15 protein-coding genes are annotated in these 20,116 nt (G+C 71.5%); 10 read left to right on the top strand and 5 right to left on the bottom strand.

What is annotated here, in order from left to right:
• Positions 1-6 precede the first annotated feature (6 nt).
• Positions 7-2,277, bottom strand: a complete 2,271-nt coding sequence (locus tag IE278_RS21965) for a DUF8823 domain-containing protein (protein WP_246570510.1) — start codon at positions 2,275-2,277, stop codon at positions 7-9.
• A 181-nt stretch (positions 2,278-2,458) separates the two neighbouring features.
• Entirely contained in the window at positions 2,459-5,335 is a 2,877-nt protein-coding gene (locus tag IE278_RS21960; RefSeq protein WP_246570508.1) for a D-alanyl-D-alanine carboxypeptidase family protein, read from the bottom strand.
• Between the two features lie 240 nt (positions 5,336-5,575).
• Here IE278_RS21960 and IE278_RS21955 point away from each other — a divergent pair, with 240 nt between their 5' ends.
• From IE278_RS21955 to IE278_RS21940, 4 genes are all read left to right on the top strand, one after another.
• Positions 5,576-6,331, top strand: a complete 756-nt coding sequence (locus tag IE278_RS21955) for a GOLPH3/VPS74 family protein (RefSeq protein WP_107015497.1) — start codon at positions 5,576-5,578, stop codon at positions 6,329-6,331.
• Between the two features lie 510 nt (positions 6,332-6,841).
• On the top strand, positions 6,842-7,699 hold the full coding sequence (locus IE278_RS21950; protein ID WP_107015496.1) for a helix-turn-helix domain-containing protein: 858 nt from the start codon (positions 6,842-6,844) through the stop codon (positions 7,697-7,699).
• A gap of 225 nt (positions 7,700-7,924) precedes the next feature.
• Complete coding sequence (locus IE278_RS21945; protein ID WP_189774838.1) at positions 7,925-8,125, top strand: DUF397 domain-containing protein; 201 nt, start codon at positions 7,925-7,927, stop codon at positions 8,123-8,125.
• A gap of 393 nt (positions 8,126-8,518) precedes the next feature.
• Positions 8,519-9,694, top strand: a complete 1,176-nt coding sequence (locus IE278_RS21940) for an ADP-ribosylglycohydrolase family protein (protein WP_189774836.1) — start codon at positions 8,519-8,521, stop codon at positions 9,692-9,694.
• A gap of 165 nt (positions 9,695-9,859) precedes the next feature.
• Here IE278_RS21940 and IE278_RS21935 read toward each other — a convergent pair whose 3' ends face one another.
• Together IE278_RS21935 and IE278_RS21930 are read right to left on the bottom strand one after the other, a co-directional pair.
• A complete protein-coding gene (locus tag IE278_RS21935) occupies positions 9,860-11,425 on the bottom strand; it encodes a sodium:solute symporter family protein (protein ID WP_189774834.1) in 1,566 nt (521 codons plus the stop codon).
• A gap of 173 nt (positions 11,426-11,598) precedes the next feature.
• Positions 11,599-12,384 (bottom strand): SDR family oxidoreductase, encoded by a 786-nt coding sequence (locus IE278_RS21930; protein ID WP_189774832.1) that lies wholly within the window; start codon positions 12,382-12,384, stop codon positions 11,599-11,601.
• Positions 12,385-12,472: 88 nt separating this feature from the next.
• On the opposite strand from IE278_RS21930, the gene IE278_RS21925 reads away from it, so the two are divergent.
• Positions 12,473-13,324, top strand: coding sequence for a hypothetical protein (locus IE278_RS21925; protein ID WP_189774830.1), 852 nt, complete (start codon positions 12,473-12,475; stop codon positions 13,322-13,324).
• Positions 13,325-13,406: 82 nt separating this feature from the next.
• Positions 13,407-13,910: a DUF2165 domain-containing protein gene (locus IE278_RS21920; RefSeq protein WP_189774828.1), complete on the top strand. Its 504-nt coding sequence runs from the start codon at positions 13,407-13,409 to the stop codon at positions 13,908-13,910.
• Here IE278_RS21920 and IE278_RS21915 read toward each other — a convergent pair.
• Entirely contained in the window at positions 13,907-17,281 is a 3,375-nt protein-coding gene (locus IE278_RS21915) for a tetratricopeptide repeat protein (RefSeq protein ID WP_189774826.1), read from the bottom strand. The genes IE278_RS21920 and IE278_RS21915 overlap by 4 nt on opposite strands.
• Before the next feature lie 248 nt (positions 17,282-17,529).
• Here IE278_RS21915 and IE278_RS21910 point away from each other — a divergent pair, with 248 nt between their 5' ends.
• From IE278_RS21910 to sigJ, 4 genes are read left to right on the top strand one after another with little or no spacing between them, the layout of a single operon-like run.
• The gene (locus IE278_RS21910) at positions 17,530-17,931 is read left to right on the top strand and encodes an ATP-binding protein (RefSeq protein ID WP_189775060.1); all 402 of its coding nucleotides are present in this window, start codon (positions 17,530-17,532) and stop codon (positions 17,929-17,931) included.
• A 57-nt stretch (positions 17,932-17,988) separates the two neighbouring features.
• The gene (locus tag IE278_RS21905) at positions 17,989-18,414 is read left to right on the top strand and encodes a hypothetical protein (protein ID WP_189774824.1); all 426 of its coding nucleotides are present in this window, start codon (positions 17,989-17,991) and stop codon (positions 18,412-18,414) included.
• Positions 18,399-19,181, top strand: coding sequence for an SDR family oxidoreductase (locus IE278_RS21900; RefSeq protein WP_189774822.1), 783 nt, complete (start codon positions 18,399-18,401; stop codon positions 19,179-19,181). The genes IE278_RS21905 and IE278_RS21900 overlap by 16 nt, the downstream gene beginning before the upstream one ends.
• A 29-nt stretch (positions 19,182-19,210) precedes the next feature.
• Positions 19,211-20,107 (top strand): RNA polymerase sigma factor SigJ, encoded by an 897-nt coding sequence (gene sigJ, locus IE278_RS21895; protein WP_189775059.1) that lies wholly within the window; start codon positions 19,211-19,213, stop codon positions 20,105-20,107.
• Positions 20,108-20,116 lie beyond the last annotated feature (9 nt).

Here is a 20,116-nt window from a genome sequence, read left to right as displayed (position 1 = left end):
CGCGCGCTACCCCTCGCTGCCGCGGACCTCTTCCCGCAGCTCCTCGGGGCATCCTGTGCCCCGGGGCAGCTGGTAGGGGGCCGCCAGCCGGTACGTGCCGGCCCTCGGCGCCAGCAGTTCCGTCCACTGGTCGCCCTGCGCGTCCTCTTCCGTCTCCATCAGGCAGCCGTTGACGTTGTCGTACGACTTCGGCTCCCCGTCCTCCCGCTTCTTGGACTCCTCGGTCTCCTGCGGGGGCTTCACGCTCTTGCCCTCCGCGTCGACGAGCCCGAGCCACGGCGAGTACGGGATCCGGATGAGCACCCGCCCCGCCCGCTTCACCTCCAGGGTCAGCTCCCCCTGCTCGGCACGGTCGACGACCGCGGGCGGGTCGGCCATCGGCGTCGGGTCGGTGACCTCGAAGAGCTGCCAGTTGGCGTCGCCCCAGACCTGCTTCAGGTACGGCATCCCGCGCTGGACCAGTTCGCGCTCGCGTTCGCCGCCGTCGCCGTCGGGCTCGCCCTTGGGGACGACGACGTAGTGGACGGCCCAGCGCTGCAGCCACTCGTGGTAGTTCGCGGAGTTGAGGGTGTCGTCGTAGAAGAGGGGGTTGCGCTCCATGTCCGCCTGCCGGTTCCAGCCGCGGGCGAGGTTGACGTACGGGGCGAGGGCGGACGCCTCGCGGTGGGAGCGGGCCGGTACGACCTCGACGCGGCCCTTCTCGGCGCCGGCCTCCTGGAGCTGGTTGACGAGGGGGGCCAGTTCGCGGGCCCAGGACGCGGCGGGCGTCGTGTGCACGATGTCGTCCACGGCCTTGAAGGCGATCCAGCCGTTCACGGTCACGAAGGCCAGCAGGATCGCGTACCACTTGCGTGAGCGCGGCGCCGTGAAGGGCAGCGCGGCGATCAGCGTGACGCCGCCCAGCAGCATCGGCAGCCGGCTGATGTTGGAGCCGATCTGCGAGCTGATCAGCCAGACGAGGACGACGGACAGGCCGTACACCGCCGCGGTGATCCGGACCGTCTTCCACTCCTTGGGTACGAGGAAGAAGGCGCAGGCCGCGGACGCGAACGGCAGCAGGACCGACCCGAACATCATCGGCTGCGTACCGGAGAACGGGAACATCCAGGCCGAGACGCCCACGACCGCGGCGGGCGCGATGCCCAGTGCCCACGCGCCCGGGCGGCGTTTCTGCAGGAACAGGGCGACGGCTACGAAGCCGACGAAGAGGCCGGCCACCGGGGACGCGGCGGTCGCCGCCGCGGCGAGGGGGGCGGCGCACAGGGCCTTCGCCCAGCGCTTGTAGCGCCAGCGGTAGGGCCAGCAGAAGACGACGGCGGCGGCGCCGAGCGCGAAGACCATGCCGAGACCGAAGGTGACGCGGCCGGAGATCGCGTTGCACAGGAGCGCGAACACTCCGGCGGCCGCGGCGGCGACGGGGTTCCTTACGGCCCGGCTGCGCATCAGCACGAGCATGAGCAGGCCCGCGGAGAGCGTCCCCGCGATCATCATCGTCGTCCGCACACCGAGCACGGCCATCAGATACGGGGACACCACGCTGTACGACACGGGGTGCATGCCGCCGTACCAGGCCAGGTTGTACGCGGACCCGGGGTTCCGCCCCACGAACTCCGCCCACGCGTCCTGCGCGGCGAGGTCGCCGCCACTGTTCGCGAACGTGAAGAACCAGATGATGTGGAGAACGCCGGAAAGGGCCATGGCGAGGATCGCGGGATGCCGCCCGAAGCGACGCAGCCGGGTACGTCCCCGCCCACCACCTCCGCGTCCACCGCCACCGCCGCCGACTCCGGGCCCGTCGGCCGGCTCGGCGGCGGGGTCCGGCCCGGCATCGGGGTCCGACTTGGCGTCGCGGCTCCGGGCGGTGTCGCCCTGCGAGCCGGACGCGGGGGCGACCGGCTTGGTGTCTGCGGCAGGGGCGGCGGCGGGAGTCGGGCGGGAGTCGGCGTCCGCACCGGCGGCTGCGGCCGAGTGGAAGTCGGCGTCCGGTCCGGTGGTGGGAGCCTGCGCGGCCGCGGCGGCAGTAGCCGGTCCGGGGTCGCTGTCCCGTCCGGAGACGTCCTTCCGGCCGGAGTCGTCGTCCGGTCCGGCGTCAGGGTTCCCGGCCGTGTCGGACTTCTTGGCCTCGTCGGGGCCCTCGGCACCGTCGGGGCACCCGGGCTCCACAGGGTCGGGGGTCGGCTCCGGGGGGTCGACGTGCCGTGTGCGCACGCTTATTCGCGGGCCGGCCCCTCGGCTCGGCTCGGCGTCGTCGGCATGCGTCGGCTCCGCTGTCGCCACGTGCTGGCACTCCCGTGTCCCGTTGTTCCACTCTCGGCCGGGCCCCGCGGCGGGCGGCCTTGCCCCATCCTGGCGACGCTAGCACGCACCCCGCCGGGGAGCTCCTGGGTGGTGCTCCGTCGGCGGGGTGCGGGCGGTCGTTCTGTTCTGTTCCTCTGTTCTTCGCGGGCGTACGTGCCCGTCAGCTCACGCGCGTCAGCTTGGCGCCGAAGCCCGGTTCCGTGAGGTCCGACTGCAGCGCGACCGGAATATCGACCGCGTCGCCCGTCGTACCGTCCCCGACGCTCAGCGAGCCGACCTCGGTTCCCGCCTTCGCCTCGTGCGGGATGGCCGTGCCGCCCTCGTCCAGCTTCAGCTTGACCGTCTGTCCGGCCCAGCCCACCGCGGAGACGTCCTTGGTGGCGACGACCGGTACCTGACCGCCGAGCCCGTCGTCCACGTACCCCACGACGTCACCCTTCTTCAGGATCTTCCGCGAGGTCAGCGCCTCCTGGGCGGCGATCATCGCCGTCTTGCTGACCGCGTTGACCGTGTCGATGATCGGCGGCGTGTGCTGGCCGAGGATCGCGCCGACGACGATGACGTTCTCGCCGCCGACCTCCTGCGTGGCGGCGAAGAGCAGGTTGCCGCCGGCCTTGGTGGTGGAGCCGGTCTTGATGCCGATGGCGTTGTTGTACGGCACCAGGCGGTTGTAGTTGTCCCACTTCTTGCCGGACGGGTCCACCCAGCTCGGCAGCTTGGTGATGTCCACCAGCGCCTTGATGTCCACCAGCTCGTTGCCGAGCTTCACCTGGTCCTCGGCGGTGGAGACGGTGGTCTCCTTCAGCCCCGAGGGGTCGGTGTACTTCGTGTTCTTCATCCCCAGGTCCTTGGCGGCGGCGTTCATCTTCTCGACGAACTTCGCCTCGGAACCCGCGTCCCAACGCGCCAGCAGCCGCGCGATGTTGTTCGCGGACGGGATCATGATGGCCGCGATGGCGTCCTTCTCGGTGAGGGTGTCGCCCTCCTTGACGGTGTTGAGCGTCGACTCGCCCTGCGCGTCGAAGCCGCCCTCCTTCTCCGCCTTCGCGTCGACCTCGATCTTCTCGCCGTCCGCGCCGGCCTTCAGCGGGTGCTCCTTGAGGATCACGTACGCCGTCATGGCCTTGGCGACCGAGCCGATCGCGACGGGCTTCTGGTCCCCGAACGAGTCGACCGTGCCGATGCCGTTGACGTCCATCCAGCCCTGGCCCTCCTCGGGCCACGGCAGGGAGACCTTGTTGCCCTCGAAGGCGTAGGTCTCGTCGGCGGTCAGCGCGAGGGTGGGGGACGGCAGCGGACGTACGGCCTGTACGACTGCAAACACCACGGCCAGCAGGAGTACCAGGGGCGTCCAGATCTTGACCCGGCGCACGATGGTACGGACCGGGGTCTGGCGGGGCGGCGGGGTGTTCGTCAGCTCCGCCAGCAGGTCCAGCGGGGGCCTCGGCGGGAGGGGCTGCTGGGTCGTCCGCTCGGGGCCGACCTGCGGGGCGCCGGCGGCGGGCGGGGCCGAGGGCGAGACGGACGGTCCCGGCGGCGGGACGGCGGGCCTCGCCTTCGGCGGGGCGGGCTCGTCGAGCGGCTTGAGCGCGACGAACTTGCTGGTGCGCTCGGCGGGGGCTTCGTCGTCCTTGGGCGCGGGTTCGGTCTTCGGCGCGGCTTCGGCCAGGGACGCGGCGGCCGACTTGGCATCGGCCTTCGCGCCGACGCCCTTGTCCGGCCCGACAACCTTGTCCGAGTCCGCGGCCTTGCCAGGCCCGGCGGCCGGCTTGGCGCCCGGTTTGGCGTCGCCCAGCTTGAGCATGGTCGTGGGCTGGTCCACGGCCGCGGGCCGCTTGAAGATCGCGGTGGCCTGGTCGACGGGCGGCTCGGGCTCGCCCTCGCCGGGCGTGGAGTCCGGCTTCGCGGCGGGACCCGAATCGGCCTCGGAGCCAGACTTCGAAGCGGCCTCCGGCTTCGCCGCGGAGTCCGCGTCGGGACCGGCGTCCGGGTCCGACTCGGCGTCCGCGTCAGCGTCAGCGGCGGGAGCCGCGTCCACGGGCGGCTTCGCCGCAGGGGCGTCCACCTTGCGCTTGGCGTCGGCCTTGGCCCCGCCCTGCGCGTCGGCGACGCTTTCGTCGCCAGCGGCGTTCCCGTCGACCTTCGCGTCAGCGACGTCTCCGCCGCCCGCGGCGGCCCCCGCGCTCCTGCCGGAGGCAGAGGCCCCGCCCTTGGGCGGAACGTCGGCGTCCGAGGCGGCGTCGGCCCGCGGAACAGCGCGCTCAGCCGGTGCGTCCGCCGGAGCGGCACCCGCCGACCCACCCTTCGCCTCGGCCTTGGCCCCGCTCTCGGCCTCGCTCTTCGACGCGGCCGGTGCCTCGTCGGCCACGGAATCCTCCGGCTCGGAGTCCGGGTCCGTACCGGCACCCGAGCCCGCTTCGCCTGAGCCGGAGTCGGAGTCGGAGTCGGAGTCGGAGTCGGCACCAGTGGCCGTACCCGAGTCCGACGCCCCGGAACCGGCGTCCGGGTCGTCCCCGGCCGAACCCGAACCCGAGCCCGACACCCCCGGCTCCACACCGCCGGCGTCGGCGTCCGCATCGGCGTGGGCGTCGGCGTCGTCCTCACGCCGCCCCCCGCCCTCCCCCGCGCCCGGCGCAGCCGAACCCGCCTCCGCGCCCGCAGGAGCGCCCTCAGGCGCCTCCTCGTCCGCTGTGGCGACCCAGGCCGCCACGGCGGACCGGAGTCGCGCGTCACCGCCTCCGGTGCCCTTCCCGGCCCCCTCGGCAGGACTCTCCGGCTCCGCAGAACCGTCACTCCCCTGGGAACTCCCGGCAGCCGGCACCGCCTTCTCCTCCGTGCCCTCGGGACCCGCGGAACCCGCCGCCTCCGCGGAGCGCTTCGTCGAGAACACCGCGGTGGCCGTGTCCACCCGGGCAGCCGCCGTCACGGCCTCCCGTGCGACCGCCAGCCGCGGATCCGGAACCGGAACCTTGCTCCCCGACGTCGGTTCTGCCGACGACTCGTGCTGCTTCGACCTGTCGGGGGACTCGCCCGCCACCGATGCCTCCTCCGTGCGCCACACACCGTGCGCCCAACCGAACCATGAACCCGTTAAACAGTGCACACGCGGCCCGGACACTCGTGTCCGAACCATCTACCAGTGTCCTGTGTGAGGGATTGACCCCTGCGGTAGACGAGAACGACATATCTACTGGTTCCACTACGAACCGGTCACGTGCTCTCGACAGACCAATGTGAGAGGGGTCACCCTGTCATTCATCCACGCGGGGAGGCATGGATGGGCAGGAGCCGCAGAACACTTCCGGAGGAGCTTCTGCTGCTGGCGTTGGACCCGACCACGGGTACCACCGCACAGCCGCAGTCGCTCGACCTCGGTCTGGCCGGAGCACAGCTAGTGGAGCTGGCGCTGGCCGGACGGATAGCCCCAGACGGGGATCGTATCGCCGTGGTGGCACCACGGCCGACCGGAGATCCGACCTTGGACTGTGCGCTGGAACTACTCCGCAGGCGGGGTGCTCCAGTACGCGCTGTGAACTGGATCGGCGGGCCCCGACTGGGGTTGCGCCAGACATATCTCTCGCATCTGGAGCGATGCGGCATGGTTCATGCCGTGGCGGGCCAGATGTGCGGGGTGCTTCCGACGACTCGCTACCAAGCGACGGACACGGAGATCAGCCGGGAGATCAGGGCCCGGCTGGACAGCGCGATCCGCACCGGCGTCCCGCCGGACCCGCGGACCGCCGCACTGGCCGCGCTGGCGCATGCCGTCGGCCTGGGCAAGCACCTCTACCCAGGGAACGAAGGGCGCTCGTCGCGCTCCCGACTCCGGGACCTGATCAGGCACGACCCCATGGGCGGACTCGTGGCGCACGCCGTGATGGACGTCCAGAACGGAGTGGCCGCACAGCCACGCCGCAGCCCGGCACCGACCGGCCGTCAGGCCGCCCCGGGAGCCAGGCCCGCACCGGAGCCCGCGAGGGGCGTCCCGATGCAGCCGCACCGCAGTTCGATGGCACGCGCCGTGGCCCACTGAGCCGCAGGTCCACGGCACATACCCACCGAAACGCGATCGCGGCACCGCAGCACCGCACGACCGCAGTCCCCGAAGTACCGCTGTATCCGCCGTACTCGTAACCGCTGTATTCGTCATAGCTGTATTCGCTGTACTCGCTGTATCCGCAGCACCCACCGTGCACCACGCCTCGCGCGTCACGCACGTCAGCGCCGCACCGCAGTCCCCAAGACCCGGTTCGGGAGCCGCTGGGCCGCGCGGGGCGACGGGCCGTACGTCCGGACGACGACACGGCCCGCCGCCCCGCGCGTCCGCATGTCCCCCTGATCGCCTGTCCCTTGATGCGTCCGTCCATGGTCGCTTGTCGCCCTATCGGACGCCAGGTGGCGGCAGGTGGCGCAAGGTGGCGACAAGTGGCGCGTACGCACTGCATATCCGCTGTTTCCCAGCGGTAGCAAGCACCTTGGTGGCAATCTGCTCAACAGCAGATACGCAAAGTACAGGCAGTCCGCAGCCGGAGGTGCACGTCCCGTGGCGTCCAACGTCAATCCCACCGTCAGGCGACGCCGGTTGGGCCAGGAGCTGCGAAGGCTCCGGGAGCTCAAGGGCATGACGGCCGAAGAAGTGGCCGAGCGGCTGCTCGTCTCGCAGTCGAAGATCAGCCGCCTGGAGAACGGGCGGCGCAGCATCAGCCAGCGTGATGTCCGTGATCTGTGCGGGGTGTACGAGGTCGAGGACGTCCGGATCGTCGACTCGTTGATGCAGATGGCCAAGGACTCGCGCCAGCAGGGCTGGTGGCACTCCTTCGGCGACATCCCGTACAGCGTCTACATCGGTCTGGAGACCGACGCGGCGAGCCTGCGCGTGTACGACCCGCTGGTCGTGCCGGGTCTGCTGCAGACCCGGCCGTACGCCGAGGCGCTGATCCAGGGCGCGCTGCCGGAGGCGGCGGCCGGCGACATCGACAAGCGCGTCCAGGTGCGGCTGCGCCGACAGGAACGTATCTCCGACCTGGAGAACCCGCTGCGGCTGTGGGCCGTCCTCGACGAGGCGGCGCTGCGCAGGACCGTCGGCAACAAGCAGGTGATGATCGAGCAGTTGGAGCATCTCGTCGAAATGTCGCACGTGCCGCACGTGACGGTTCAGGTCATCCCGTTCGCGATGGGCGCCCATCCGGGGGTCAGCGGCCAGTACGCCATCCTCGAATTCCCCGACGCGGCCGACTCCAGCGTGGTCTACATCGAGGGCGTCACCAGCGATCTGTACCTGGAGAAGGCGAACGACGTCCAGAAATACAGCGTCATGTACGAGCATCTGCGGGCGCAGGCGCTCAACGCGGACCAGTCGCGGGAGTTCATCGCGGACGTCGCGAAGGACTACGCGCACTGAGGTAGGCCGGAGAGCGGCGGAAAGATACACCCTCCTCCTATCCCGGCGGAAGACTCCGCTGGCATATGTCACCCGGTCGAGTGAATAGTCGCTTCGTACGCCGATGTTGGCGAGTAGCGTCGATCACGCCAAGGGGGAACAACCTTGGCGCAATCCGAACCGTGGGTACCGGATGGAACCCGCAACTCGGTGACAGCTACTCAGCAACCGGCCACCGGAGTGAACATGGCAATCAAGCAAGGCGTCACGGACACGTGGACGAAGTCCTCGTACTCTCAGGGAAACGGCGCGTGCGTCGAGGTCAAGTCCCCCGTCACGGCGGCGATGGCCGTCCGCGACTCGAAGGTCACCGAAGGGCCCGCGCTGGCCTTCCCGGCGGAGTCCTGGAACGCGTTCGTGGCAGAAGTGAGCCGGGGCACCGTCTGACCACGACGGAGGCCTCGCACAGCACGTCCGCGCCCGAAGAGACACCTTCGACGACAACTGCATACGCAACGTGAAAGAGCCCTCTCGACTGGCCCGCCGTCCTGGCCGAGGGGGCTCGACCCTGTCCGCACCCCGCCTCGAAGATCCTCCCGCAATTGTGCGCATGCTGCGCAGGTATTGCGTATGAAAGTCGTCGTCATTCCTGTGGATCTTCATTTCCCGGTGGCCGCGTGTCGGCCCGCCGACGGAAATGCATACCGATCGCTGACAAACACGCTCAGTCGTCCCACTGTTCGCATACCGATCCGGCTCTCAACCGACCGTTCCCGTTCGATTACAGTGCTGACTTGTCGGCCGTAGGGCGGAATCGGATCGGGATCTCGGGAGGCCTCGGTGGGTGCGACAGCCGGTGCCGTCTGGGGCCGTGCCGAACAGCAGGATTTCCGCAGCCGGGTGCGAGGCACGCTCCTCGGCGCGGCCGTGGGCGACACGCTCGGCTCGCCCGTCGGCGACCTCTCGATGGAGCAGATCCGCGCGGCGCACGGCGCGGAGGGGCTCACCGATCTGGCCCACGGGTACGGCAGACGCGGGGCCGTCTCCCATCTCACCCAGCTGACCCTGTTCTCGATCGACGGGCTGATAAGGGCCCAGGTCCGCCGGGACACCGGTGCCTGGCATCCGCCGACTGATCTGCACCGGGCGTATCTGCGGTGGGCCGCCACCCAGCGCGACTGGGGGCCGGACGAGCGGCGCAAGGAGGACGGGTGGCTGGCCCGCGAGGAGTGGCTGTACGCGCGCCGTGATCCCGCGCGTGCCTGTCTGCTGGGCCTCGGCGACGAGACGATGGGCACCCTGGACGCGCCCAAGAACCCCGATCAGCGGGGCGTCGAGGCCGCGACCCGCTCCGCGCCCTTCGGACTGCTCGTCGGGTGGGAGCCGCAGCTCGTGATGCAGCTCGCGGTGGAGTGCGCGGCGCAGACGCACGGCCACCCGCTCTCCTACCTGTCGGCGGGGGCGTACGCCGTCGTCGTGCACGGTCTCGCGCGCGGGGAGAGCCTCGACACGGCCGTCCAGCGGGCGCTGCAGCTGCTGGCACCGCGCCCGGGGCAGCAGCCGGTGGCCGAGGCGCTGCAGCGGGCGCTGGGGGCCGTACGGCAGGGCATGCCGTCGCCGTCCCGGATCGAGGATCTGGCCGGGGAGGGCACGGCCGAGGGGCTGCTCTCGGTGGCCGTGTACTGCGCCCTGGTCGGCGAGGACACCCGGCACGGGCTGTGTCTGTCGGTGAACCACGGCGGCGCCTCGGGTGCCACCGGGGCCCTCACCGGGGCGCTGCTCGGCGCCCTGCACGGCGAGACGGCCCTGCCGCCGTCCTGGCTGGCCGAGCTGGAGGGGCGCCCCACCATGCTCGTCCTCGCCGACGACTTCGCGATGGAGATGACCCAGGGTCCGGCCCTGCACGGCCCCGCGGGCTCCTCCCCGGGCTGGCTGGCCCGCTACCCCCGCGGCTACGCGGCCCTCTCCGGCACGGGCGCCACACCGGTCCCGGCCGGCCTGACCGCCCGCGGCTGACCCCCCGCCGGGACTGACCCGCCGGGGTGCCGCACAAGGGCGAGGCCCGCCGCGCCATCGCCGCGAACGAGTGAGGGTGGCCGCTCGTCAGGAAGCGGCCACCCTCACCTCGTACGTACGGGCTGCACGTACGAGTCGTTCGCGAGTCGTTCGCGCGGTTCGGTGTCAGTCCCTGCCCGGCGCGCCCACCACGTCGTCCGCCGGTCCGGCCGGGGTCGGGATCGCCGCGGCGGCGGATCCCCCGTCATCGCTGTTGATCTTCGCGATGAGCGCGTCCCGCTCCGGGGTGTCCTCGGGCTTCACGTAGCCGATGAGGATGTAGAGGACGAGGGAGACCGCGAGCGGGATCGAGACCTGGTACTGGAGCGGGACGCCTCCGTCGACGTTCCAGCTGATCGGGTAGTTGACCAGCCAGAAGGTGACGAGGCCGACGGCCCAGCTGATCAGCGCGGCCGTCGGACCGCTCTTGCGGAACCACGGGAGCAGGCCGAGCATCAGCGGGATCGCGATCGGGCCCATCAGACCGGCCACCCACTTGATGACGACGGTGATGATGTCGCCGAAGAAGGCGGAGTTGACCTGGGTCGCGATGGCCATCGACAGGCCGAGGAAGAGCAGCGTGGCCCAGCGCGCGGCCAGCAGCCCCATCCGGGTGTCCCACTCGCGTGCCTTGCGGGAGACCGCGGGCATGATGTCGCGGGTGACGACGGCCGCGATGGCGTTGGCGTCCGAGGAGCACATCGCCATCGTGTGGGAGAAGAACCCGACGATGACCAGTCCCAGCAGCCCGTGCGGCAGCAGGTGTTCGGCCATCAGCGCGTACGAATCGGCCGGCACGTCGGTCTTGATGATCAGCGGCGCGACCCACATGGGGAAGAACAGCACCAGCGGCCAGATCAGCCAGAGCGAGGCGGACAGGATGCCCGAGCGCGTGGCGGACTTCGCGGAGTCCGTGGCCATGTAGCGCTGGGCCTGGTTCCACATGCCGCCGTTGTACTCGAAGGTCTTGATGAACAGGTACGCGATCAGGAAGACCATCATGTACGGGCCGGCCAGCGGCTTGGTGTGCCCGTCGAGCGCGGGCTCGTCCCAGACGCTCCACAGGGTGCTGAAGCCGTTCAGTTCGGCCATGACGGCGACGAGCATCGCGATGCCGGCGACGAACTGGATGATGAACTGGCCGAGTTCGGTCAGCGCGTCCGCCCAGAGTCCGCCGACCGTGCAGTAGACCGCGGTCACCGCCCCGGTGATCATGATGCCCGTGTTGAGCGAGACACCGGTGAAGACGGAGAGCAGGGTCGCGATGGCGGCCCACTTGGCGCCCACGTCCACGATCTTCAGCAGGACGCCGGACCAGGCGAGCGCCTGCTGGGTGGGCAGGTTGTAGCGGTTCTTCAGGTATTCCAGGGGCGAGGACACGTGCAGTCGTGAGCGCACCCGGTTGAGCCGGGGCGCGAACACCTTCGCGCCGATCGCGATGCCGATGGCGATCGGGAAGGACCAGGTGACATAGGAAGTGACGCCGTACGTGTAGGCGATGGCCGCGTACCCGGTGAACATGACCGCGCTGTAGCCGGACATGTGGTGCGAGATGCCCGACAGCCACCACGGCATCTTGCCGCCGGCCGTGAAGAAGTCGCTGACGTTGTCGACCCGTTTGTGGGACCAGACACCGATCGCGACCATCACGCCGAAGTAGCCGATGAGCACGGCCCAGTCGAGACCGTTCATATGCCCTCTCCCAGGATCGTCAGGGTCGTGAAGCGCGTGCTCATCGTGGGTTCGATGGCATGACTGCGACAACAGCCCGTACAGTCAAGGCGAGGTAAAATAGTTCTGCTTACTGACCTGGGTTCATACCCATGAACATTTTCGTCCCGGTCCCCGAACGGGACATGTGGCCGCTATCGCATCAACTCCCCCGCGTTGACCAGCAACGACTGTCCCGTGATCGCCCGCGCCCGGTCCGAGGCCAGAAACACCACGGCGTCCGCCACGTCCTTGTCCGTGGCCAGCTCGGGCAGCGCCATCCGCGAGGTCAGCCGCTCCAGCACCTCGGCCTCCGGTACGCCCTCGGTGTACGCCGTGAACTGCACGTACGCCTCCACCGGCGGGCCCCACATCCAGCCCGGCAGCACGGTGTTCACCCGGATCCGGTCCGGGCCCAGCTCCCGTGCCAGCGAGTACATCGCGCTGGTCAGCGCGCCCTTCGAGGCCGCGTACGCCGCCTGGCGCACCTGGGAGGGGGCGGCGACGGACGACTGCGTGCCGATGACGACCACGGATCCGCCGCGCTCCTTCAGCGCGGGCAGACAGGCGCGGGTCATCCGCAGCGTGCCGAGCAGGTTCACGTCGAGGACGGCCTGCCAGGTGGTGAAGTCCGCGTCCTGGAGGCCGCCGAAGTAGCTGTCCCAGGCGGCCACGTGGACGACCGCGTCGAGCCGCCCGAACCGTTCGCGGGCCAGCGCCGCGAGCGCCTCGCACTGGCCCTCGTCGGTGATGTCCGTGGCCCGGTACGCCGTGTGGGCGCCGTCCGGGTCGAGTTCGGCGGCGGCCTTGGCGAGGTTCGCCTCGGTGCGCGCCCCGAGCACGGCGTTCCCGCCGTCCCGTACGACGGCCGCCGCGACCTGGTGACCGAGTCCGGCGCCGACCCCCGACACGACGACGGTCCTGCCCTGGAGCAGTGACATTGCGGCCCTCCCGGCTCTGGCGGTTGATCTGACGGTCCGTCAGAGTAGGGGCGTCCGCAGGAGGAAGGAAGAGGGGAAGGGGAGCGCCATGCCCGACGACCCGGCTGTCGACACCCGCAGCGAGGTGTACGCGGAACTGGCCGCCGTCGGCCCGTACGGAGTGCGTCCCGGCCATGCCCTGATCACGATGGTGGAGCCGCATCCGGGCCACGAGTACGCGTACAACCGCTGGTACGAGGACGACCACTACTACGCGGGTGCGATGGCGATGCCCTGGATGTACGCGGGGCGGCGCTGGGTGGCCACCCGCGATCTCCAGTTGCTGCGCCGGCCGGAGAAGTCGGCCGTCGCGCAGCCGGTGACCGCCGGCTGCTACCTCTCCACGTACTGGGTCACGGACGGGCGCCACGACGACCACATGAAGTGGACCGTGGGCATCAACAAGCGGCTGAACAGGGACGGCCGGGTCTACCAGGACCGCACGCACGTCTTCACCGCGTTCCAGGACCACGAGGCGACGGTGTACCGGGACGGGGCCGCCGGGCCGCGCGACTTCCACGCGCTGGACCATCCGTACGCGGGGCTCGTCCTCCAGGTCGTCGACGCCGAGTCCGCCTCCGGGCGGGCCGAGTTGCTGGAGTGGCTGCGGTCGCGGCACCTGCCGAAGGTGCTCGCCGGATCGCCCGCCGCCATGGTCACGGTCTTCCGGCCGACGCCGCTGCCCGGCGACCGTATGACGTACGTGAAGCAGGTCGAGGGTGTCGACACCCGGCTGACGCTGCTGTGGTTCCTGGAGGCGGATCCGCGGGAGTGCTGGGAGGAGTGCTTCACCGGGCTGGAGGCGCCGGTCGCCGAGACGGGTCTCGGACGGGTGGAGTTGGTGGCGCCCTTCGTCCCGACGGTGCCGGGGACGGACCGGTACGTCGACCGGTTGCGGTGAGGCGGATATTCGGTGGTTCGCGTGGCAGGGATGGTGTCAGGTGTTGCTCGGGCAACACACCTGACAACGAGGGGACTTGAGCATGTCCGCAGCACGTGCGTTACCGATCACCGCGACCCTGCTGACCGGCACGGTCGCGCTCTACATCACGCTCGTGGCGTTCGGGAACATCACCGACTTCGGCACCAACCAGCAGTTCGTCCAGCATGTCCTGGCCATGGACACCACGTTCAAGGACGACGACCTGATGTGGCGGGCCGTCGAGTCGAAGGGACTCCAGGACGCCGCGTACGTCGCGATCATCGTGTGGGAGACGGTGGCCGCGCTCGTCCTGATCCTGGGCACGTACCAGTGGGTGCGGCGGGATGTGGTGCGTGCGCGGCGCACGTCCACGGCGGGGCTGTTGATGTTGATGCTGCTCTTCGGGGCGGGGTTCATCGCCATCGGTGGCGAGTGGTTCGCGATGTGGCAGTCGGAGGACTGGAACGGGTTGGACGCGGCGATGCGGGTGTTCTTGCTGAGCGCGGTCGTGCTGATCGTCATCCACCTGCCCGTGGATCGGGAGGTGAGGGGCGGGGAGGTCTAGGAGTCGCTCCCCGGAGGGGTGTGGTGGGACTCCAGGGCGCTGCGGGCTCCTGCTGCCTGGGCCAGCAGGGGGGTTATCCGGGGTTCGTCGGCCTCGGGGGCCTCACTGAGGTCTTTGAGGATCTGGGTCAGGTTGGCCAGGTCGTCCCAGTCGGGGGGTGTGGCCAGGAAGTCGGCCAGGCCCTCTTGGGCGGCGGGCCAGTCGGACAGGGCGCAGCCGAGGAAACAGCGGGCCTGGGTGCGTTCCGGCTCGGTCAGTTCGGTGTCGGAGCGCACCAGGGCCGCCAGTTCCCGCCAGAGCGGTTCCGCCGCCGACAGCCCTTCCGACTGGCTCACGGTCATCGCCAGTTCGAAGGTGCCGGGGACCGGCTCCTTCGCGCGGACCCGTTCGGCCATCAGGCGTGCCTGCAGCCACTGCCCGTTGTGGCGGTGCACCTCGCAGCGCAGGTCGTCCAGGTCGTCCGAGGCGTCCGCCGCGGCCAGCCGGACCGCCGCCTCGTCCCAGCGGTCGCACTGCGTCAGCAGTTCGATCGCCGCGCGGCGCGCCCACGCCGCCTGCGACGCGGGGGCAAGCGCGGCGCAGCGGTCCAGGTCGGCGAGGGCGCGCTCGGTCCGGCCGGTCGCCACGCAGACCCGGGCGCGCAGGGCGTACGCCTCGCTGTCGTCCGGGCCCAGTGTCACGGCGCGGGAGAGATCATGGAGGGCGTCCTCGTACTGCCTCCTGAGGAGGTGGATGCCGCCCAGTCCGGCCAGGCAGGCCTGGGCGGTCTCGTCGTCCGGGCTCCCGTCCAGTAGGCGGCGGAAGACCGCGACCGCCTCCTCGTACCGGCCCTCCTCGCGGTACTCCGTGGCCAGTTCGTAGCTGATCCAGTCGATGTCCGGGGCCGTGTCGACGGCTCGCTCCAGGTACGCGAACATGGCCGGCCGGTCGCCGAGCGTGTCCTTCACGCGGGCCGACATCACCAGCGCCCACGCGTAGTCGGGCCGCAGCTCGACGGAGCGGCCGAAGTCGGCCAGGCTCTCCTCGTAGCGGCCCAGCTCGCTCAGGGCCGCGCCGCGGCTCGCCAGGGCGGAGGCGTAGTCGGGTCTGAGGGCGAGCGCGCGGGTCAGTTCGGCGACGGCCTCCTCGGGGCGGCCGGCGAGCCGGTAGGCGTCCCCCCGTTCCGAGGCGACCCAGGCCGCGTCGGGTGCGGCGCGGACCGCCCGGTCGAAGTCGGCGAACTCCTCGTCCGGTTCGCCCCTGGTGCGGCGCAGGCGGGCCCTGCGCACCAGCGCCCAGGCGTTGTCCGGCTCGATGCCGAGCGCCCGGTCGAAGTCGGCGAGCGCCTCGTCGTACCGTCCGAGTGCGTGCCGGCACACGGCCCGGCCGGTCAGCGGCTCGGCGTCGGCCGGGGCGAGGGCGACTGCGCGGTCGAAGTCGGCGACGGCTTCCTCGAAGCGGCCCGCGACCCGGTAGGTCTCCGCGCGTCCGGCGAGGATCCACCCGGTGCCGGGTGCCAGTTCGTCCGCGCGGTCGAGTGCGGCCAGTGCCGCCGGGAAGTCGTCCAGCCGCTGGTGGGTGTAGCCGAGGCCGTAGTGGGCCCAGGCGAGCCCGGGATCCAGCTCCAGGGCCCGGCCGTACTCCGCGAGGGCCTGGCGGTACTCGCCGGCGTAGCGCAGCTCCCGGCCCCGCAGGGTGTGCGCGAGAGCCCGGCCCGCCGTGTCAGGGCCGGGGCGGGCCAGCAGCAGGGCCATCGCGCCGGCGATCCCGGCCGTGTCGTCGTCGAGCGCCGCGCCCAGCCGCGCGCCCCGGTCGGCGAGGTCGGTGTCGTCCGTGTCGTGGCCCGCCTCCTCCAGCATCCGCGCCCAGCCCCGGCCCAGGACGGCGTCCTCGCGGCAGGCCTCGACGAGTGCCCGCAGCGCCGGGCCGAGCGCGGCGGGCGGGCGCGCGCAGAGCAGGTGGTAGGTCTCTTCGAGGCGCAGCTCGCGCCACTCCTCGTCGGCCCACAGGTTCTCGGTCTCCCGGCCGGCCTCGGCCTCGGTCCGCCAGCGGGCGAACGTCTCCGCGAGACGTCGGTGGCGGGCCGCCCACTCCCGCCGGGAGCGGCGTCGCTCCAGGCGCAGCATCGGGGCCCGTACGACGTCGTGGTAGCGCACGCGGGACCCGCGTTCGCCGACGAACGGCAGCCCGGTCAGCCAGTCGTACAGTTCGTCCAGCCCGCCCGGCACGTCCGTGCCGCCACCCGTGCCGCCGTCCGGGAGGTCCACTAGGGCGCGGAAGACGTCCGCGTCCAGGTGCCGGGGCAGCGCGCAGACGCGGGCCACCTGGCGGCGGGTGTCGTCGGTCTCCCACTGCAGGAAGCGTTTGACGGCGCCGGCGCTCGGGTCGTCCACGTCGTCCGGGGCGCCGGGGCGGGTCTCCGCGAGCGTCGACACGAGGACAGGCAGGCCGCCGGTGAGGCGCAGCACCTCCTTGACGACCGGTTCGGCAACGACGCCCTTCCCGGCGAGGAGCACGCGTGACTCGGACTCGGTGAACGGTGCCAGCGCCACGTCGGCCACGGAGCCCGTGCCGCTCCAGCGGGCGGTGTCCAGGGGGCGCTGTCCCGCGGTGACCACCAGGACGGTGGCGGGCAGTCCGCCGTCCGCCTCGTGGCGCGTGACCAGGTCGTACAGCCACGGGTCGAGGAACGGGCCGGTCCGTTCGTAGGTGTCGAGGAACAGGACGATCCAGCGGGTGGCGGTGGCGACCGCGCGCAGTTCGCGGAGCAGGACCGGGGTGAGTACCTTCTCCGGGGTCATGACCAGGTCGATGTCGTCGGGGTTGCGGAAGCGGGCGCTCAGGCCGGTGCGCAGGCGGTCCGCGCCCTGGGCGAGCAGGTCGGCGGGCAGGGCGCCCGTGATGAGGCCGGCGCCCGGTACGGCGGCCTCCACGGCTGCGAGGCCGAGCCCGACGGCGGTCCTGCTCCCGGCGGACGCCGGCTGCGGCTGCGGCGGCTGTTCCGGTGTGAGGGCGGCGAGGGCGGCGGCCTCCGCCTCGTGGCGCCGCTCCCGGTACACGGCGAGCCGCCGCTCCAGGTCCTTCAGCCGCCGCCCCTGGCCGGCGAACTGGTGGCACACCTCGGCCATCGCCTCCGGCACGCTGCCGGCCCGCTCGTCGACGTACGCGGTCAGCGCGCCGCGTTCGCGGGCCAGTTGCCGCAGCTCCTGGAGCAGGAAGGTCTTTCCGACGCCCGCGGTGCCGTGCACATGGAAGCGGAAGCGCTGCCGGGCGTCTCCCACGGGGAGGTCGAAGTTCGCCAGGAACGCGGCCCGTTCGGCGTCCCGTCCCACGAATCCGGCGCGGTTGCCCTGCTGGATCAGCTCGTGCCACGACGGCCCTGCCTGCGCCACCGGTCCGCCTCCTCGCCACGCCGGGTCTCCTGCTGCTCCCAGTGTGGATCAACTCGGCGCCGGTGGGCCAGGAGTTGGTGAGCGAGGTGTCGACGTGCCGTCTCGACCGGTCGGCCCCGTGCTGCCAGAGTCGTAGCAACGGACCGTGTCAGGAACCGGGCCGGGACGGGCGAACGCGAAGGCGGGCCGAAGTCGTGGAGTCAGTCGACGGTGAGAGCGGGCCGGGCGCGCACGTCGTCTCCACGGTCATGACGCTGAGCGGTGACACCTCGTGCATCGCCGCGGCACGCCGTCTCGCGGCCGACTTCCTCACCCGCGCCGGCGCCGAGCAGCGGGTGGCCGTCTCCGCCCACGCCCTGGGCCTCACCCAGCTGGTGGTGAGCGAACTGGTCACCAACGCCCGCAGACACGCCCCGGGCCCGGCGCTGATGGAGCTGCGCATCGCGGACTCCACGGTGGAGGTGACCGTGCAGGACAGCGTCCCGGTGCGGCCCACCATCCATGCCTCCGACCCGCAGCGCATCGGCCGGCACGGCCTGGAGATCGTCGCGGCCGTCGCCGAGGACTTCTACGTCCGCCTCGAACCGACGGGCAAACGCGTCACCGCCCACATCGCCCTGACCGACACCCCCCGTGATCAAAAGCCCTGAGCGGCCAGGTCGCACCGAACCGCCTCACACTTTCCGGGGCCGTCTCGTCATACAGGCATGAACACGAGAATCCGGTACGCCACCCTCGGCTTCCTGGGCGTGACCGCGCTGTACACCGGGGGCTGGGCCTACTTCGCGCCGAAGGCGTGGCACGCCACCTTTCCCGGGTTCGGGATGAGCTGGCTGCCCCAGCTGGGCCCCTACAACGAACACCTCGCCAAGGACGCCGGGGCCATGTTCCTCGCGCTGGCCGTGCTCACGGCCATCGCGCTGCGTTCCGTGCGGAACAACCGGCTCGTGCAGACGACCGGAGCGGTGTGGCTCGTCTTCAACGTGCTGCACCTCGGCTACCACATGCAGCATCTGGGCATGTACGGCACGCGTGACCAGGTCCTCAACGTCGTCGTGCTGACGGCCCTGGTCCTGGCGTCGGCCGTACTCCTCGTACCGGTCAAGGGAGATCCGTCATGCGCGTCGCGGTAGCCGGCGGGACCGGGCTCGTCGGCGGTCACGTCGTCCGGGAGCTGACAGCGGCCGGGCACGAGCCGGTGGTGCTGGCCAGGTCCAGGGGTGTCGACCTCGTGACCGGTACGGGGCTGGACACCGCCATGGCGGGGGCCGAGGCGGTCGTCGACGTCAGCAATCTGGAGACCACCCGTGCCAGGACGGCGATCGCGTTCTTCGAGAGCGCCGGGCGCCGGCTGCTGGACACCGGCTCGCGGGTCGGCGTACGGCACCACGTCGTCCTGTCGATCGTCGGGCTCGAACGCGTCGGCCTCGGCTACTACCAGGGGAAACTGCGGCAGGAGGAACTCCTCACGAAGGACGGGGCCGGGGGCGTTCCGTGGACCGTGCTGCGGGCCACGCAGTTCCATGAGTTCCCGCTCCAGGTGCTCGACCGGGTCCCCGGGCCGCTCGCCGTGGTTCCCCGGATGCGGACGCAGCCGGTGGCGGCCCGTGAGGTCGCCCGGCACCTCGTGGAACTCGTCCTCGGGCCGCCGCAGGGCATGGCGCCCGAACTGGCCGGGCCCCGGGTCGAGGACCTCGTCGACATGACACGGCGGCTGCTGCGGGCCCGCGGGCAGCGCCGGCTGCTGCTGCCGGTGAAGATGCCCGGCCGGGCCGGTACTGCCATGGTCGAAGGGGGCAACCTGCCGACCGGGTCCGCCGGACCCCGTGGCACCCAGACCTTCGACGAGTGGCTGGCCGAGAACGCCGGACAGGGGCGGAAGGAGGTACGGGGCGAGTGAGCGGTGGCGATCTTGGCCTCGGGTCCCTCATGGCCGAGCGGCGGCGGCTGCTCGGGCTCGGCTACCGCATGCTCGGCTCCGTGCAGGACGCCGAGGACGTCGTCCAGGAGACGTACGCCCGCTGGTACGCCCTGTCCGAGGCCGAGCAGGAGGCGATCGTCGCGCCGCTGGCCTGGCTGACCCGGGTCGCCTCACGGATCTGCCTCGACCAGCTGGCCTCGGCGCGCGTCCGCCGTGAGCGGTACACCGGTGAGTGGCTGCCCGAGCCCGTCAGGGGCGGCGCCACCACCTGGACCAGCGCGGGCGGCGAGGAGGGCGGGGGCGGCAGCGATCCCGCGGACCGCGTCACGCTCGACGAGTCGGTGAGCATGGGCATGCTCGTGGTGCTGGACTCGGTCACCCCCGCGGAGCGCGTGGCTTTCGTCCTGCACGACGTGTTCGGGGTGCCGTTCGCCGAGATCGCCGAGACGGTCGGCCGCTCCCCCGCGGCCTGCCGCCAGCTCGCCTCCTCGGCCCGGCGGCGGCTCGCCGAGCGGCGGCCCGTCGGTGGTACGACGACGGAGCACCGGCGGGTCGTGTCCGCGTTCCTCGACGCGTGCGGGACCGGCGATCTCGACGCGCTGGTCGCCCTGCTGGACCCGTCGGTCGAGGCGCGCAGCGACGGCGGCGGCCGGGTCCGCGCGGCCCTGCGGCCGGTCGTCGGCCCGGACAAGGTGGCCCGGTTCCTGCTCGGTCTCCTGCGCAAGGAGCCCGGGCTGGAGGTCGTGGAGGACGACGTCAACGGCTCCCCGGGGGTCGCGGTCCGGATCGCCGGGGCGACCGTCGCCGTCGTGGGCCTGGGTGTCCGCGCGGGCCGGGTCAGTGATCTGTGGCTCGTGGTCAACCCGGACAAGCTGCACGCGTGGACCGACGCCGAACCGGGCTGAGCACCGGCT

The organism is Streptomyces tauricus, from assembly GCF_014650955.1.
GTDB classification, from domain to species: Bacteria; Actinomycetota; Actinomycetes; order Streptomycetales; family Streptomycetaceae; genus Streptomyces; species Streptomyces tauricus.
This window is presented reverse-complemented; position numbering and strand designations above follow the sequence as displayed.

What these genes read in the sequence shown, in the direction of transcription:
- IE278_RS21955 (WP_107015497.1), top strand. Translation starts at nt 5,576, where the DNA reads ATGGGCAGGAGCCGCAGAACACTTCCGGAGGAGCTTCTGCTGCTGGCG.
- IE278_RS21945 (WP_189774838.1), top strand. Translation starts at nt 7,925, where the DNA reads ATGGCAATCAAGCAAGGCGTCACGGACACGTGGACGAAGTCCTCGTAC.
- IE278_RS21935 (WP_189774834.1), bottom strand. Translation starts at nt 11,425, where the DNA reads ATGAACGGTCTCGACTGGGCCGTGCTCATCGGCTACTTCGGCGTGATG.
- IE278_RS21930 (WP_189774832.1), bottom strand. Translation starts at nt 12,384, where the DNA reads ATGTCACTGCTCCAGGGCAGGACCGTCGTCGTGTCGGGGGTCGGCGCC.
- IE278_RS21925 (WP_189774830.1), top strand. Translation starts at nt 12,473, where the DNA reads ATGCCCGACGACCCGGCTGTCGACACCCGCAGCGAGGTGTACGCGGAA.
- IE278_RS21920 (WP_189774828.1), top strand. Translation starts at nt 13,407, where the DNA reads ATGTCCGCAGCACGTGCGTTACCGATCACCGCGACCCTGCTGACCGGC.
- IE278_RS21910 (WP_189775060.1), top strand. Translation starts at nt 17,530, where the DNA reads ATGACGCTGAGCGGTGACACCTCGTGCATCGCCGCGGCACGCCGTCTC.
- IE278_RS21905 (WP_189774824.1), top strand. Translation starts at nt 17,989, where the DNA reads ATGAACACGAGAATCCGGTACGCCACCCTCGGCTTCCTGGGCGTGACC.
- IE278_RS21900 (WP_189774822.1), top strand. Translation starts at nt 18,399, where the DNA reads ATGCGCGTCGCGGTAGCCGGCGGGACCGGGCTCGTCGGCGGTCACGTC.
- sigJ (WP_189775059.1), top strand. Translation starts at nt 19,211, where the DNA reads ATGGCCGAGCGGCGGCGGCTGCTCGGGCTCGGCTACCGCATGCTCGGC.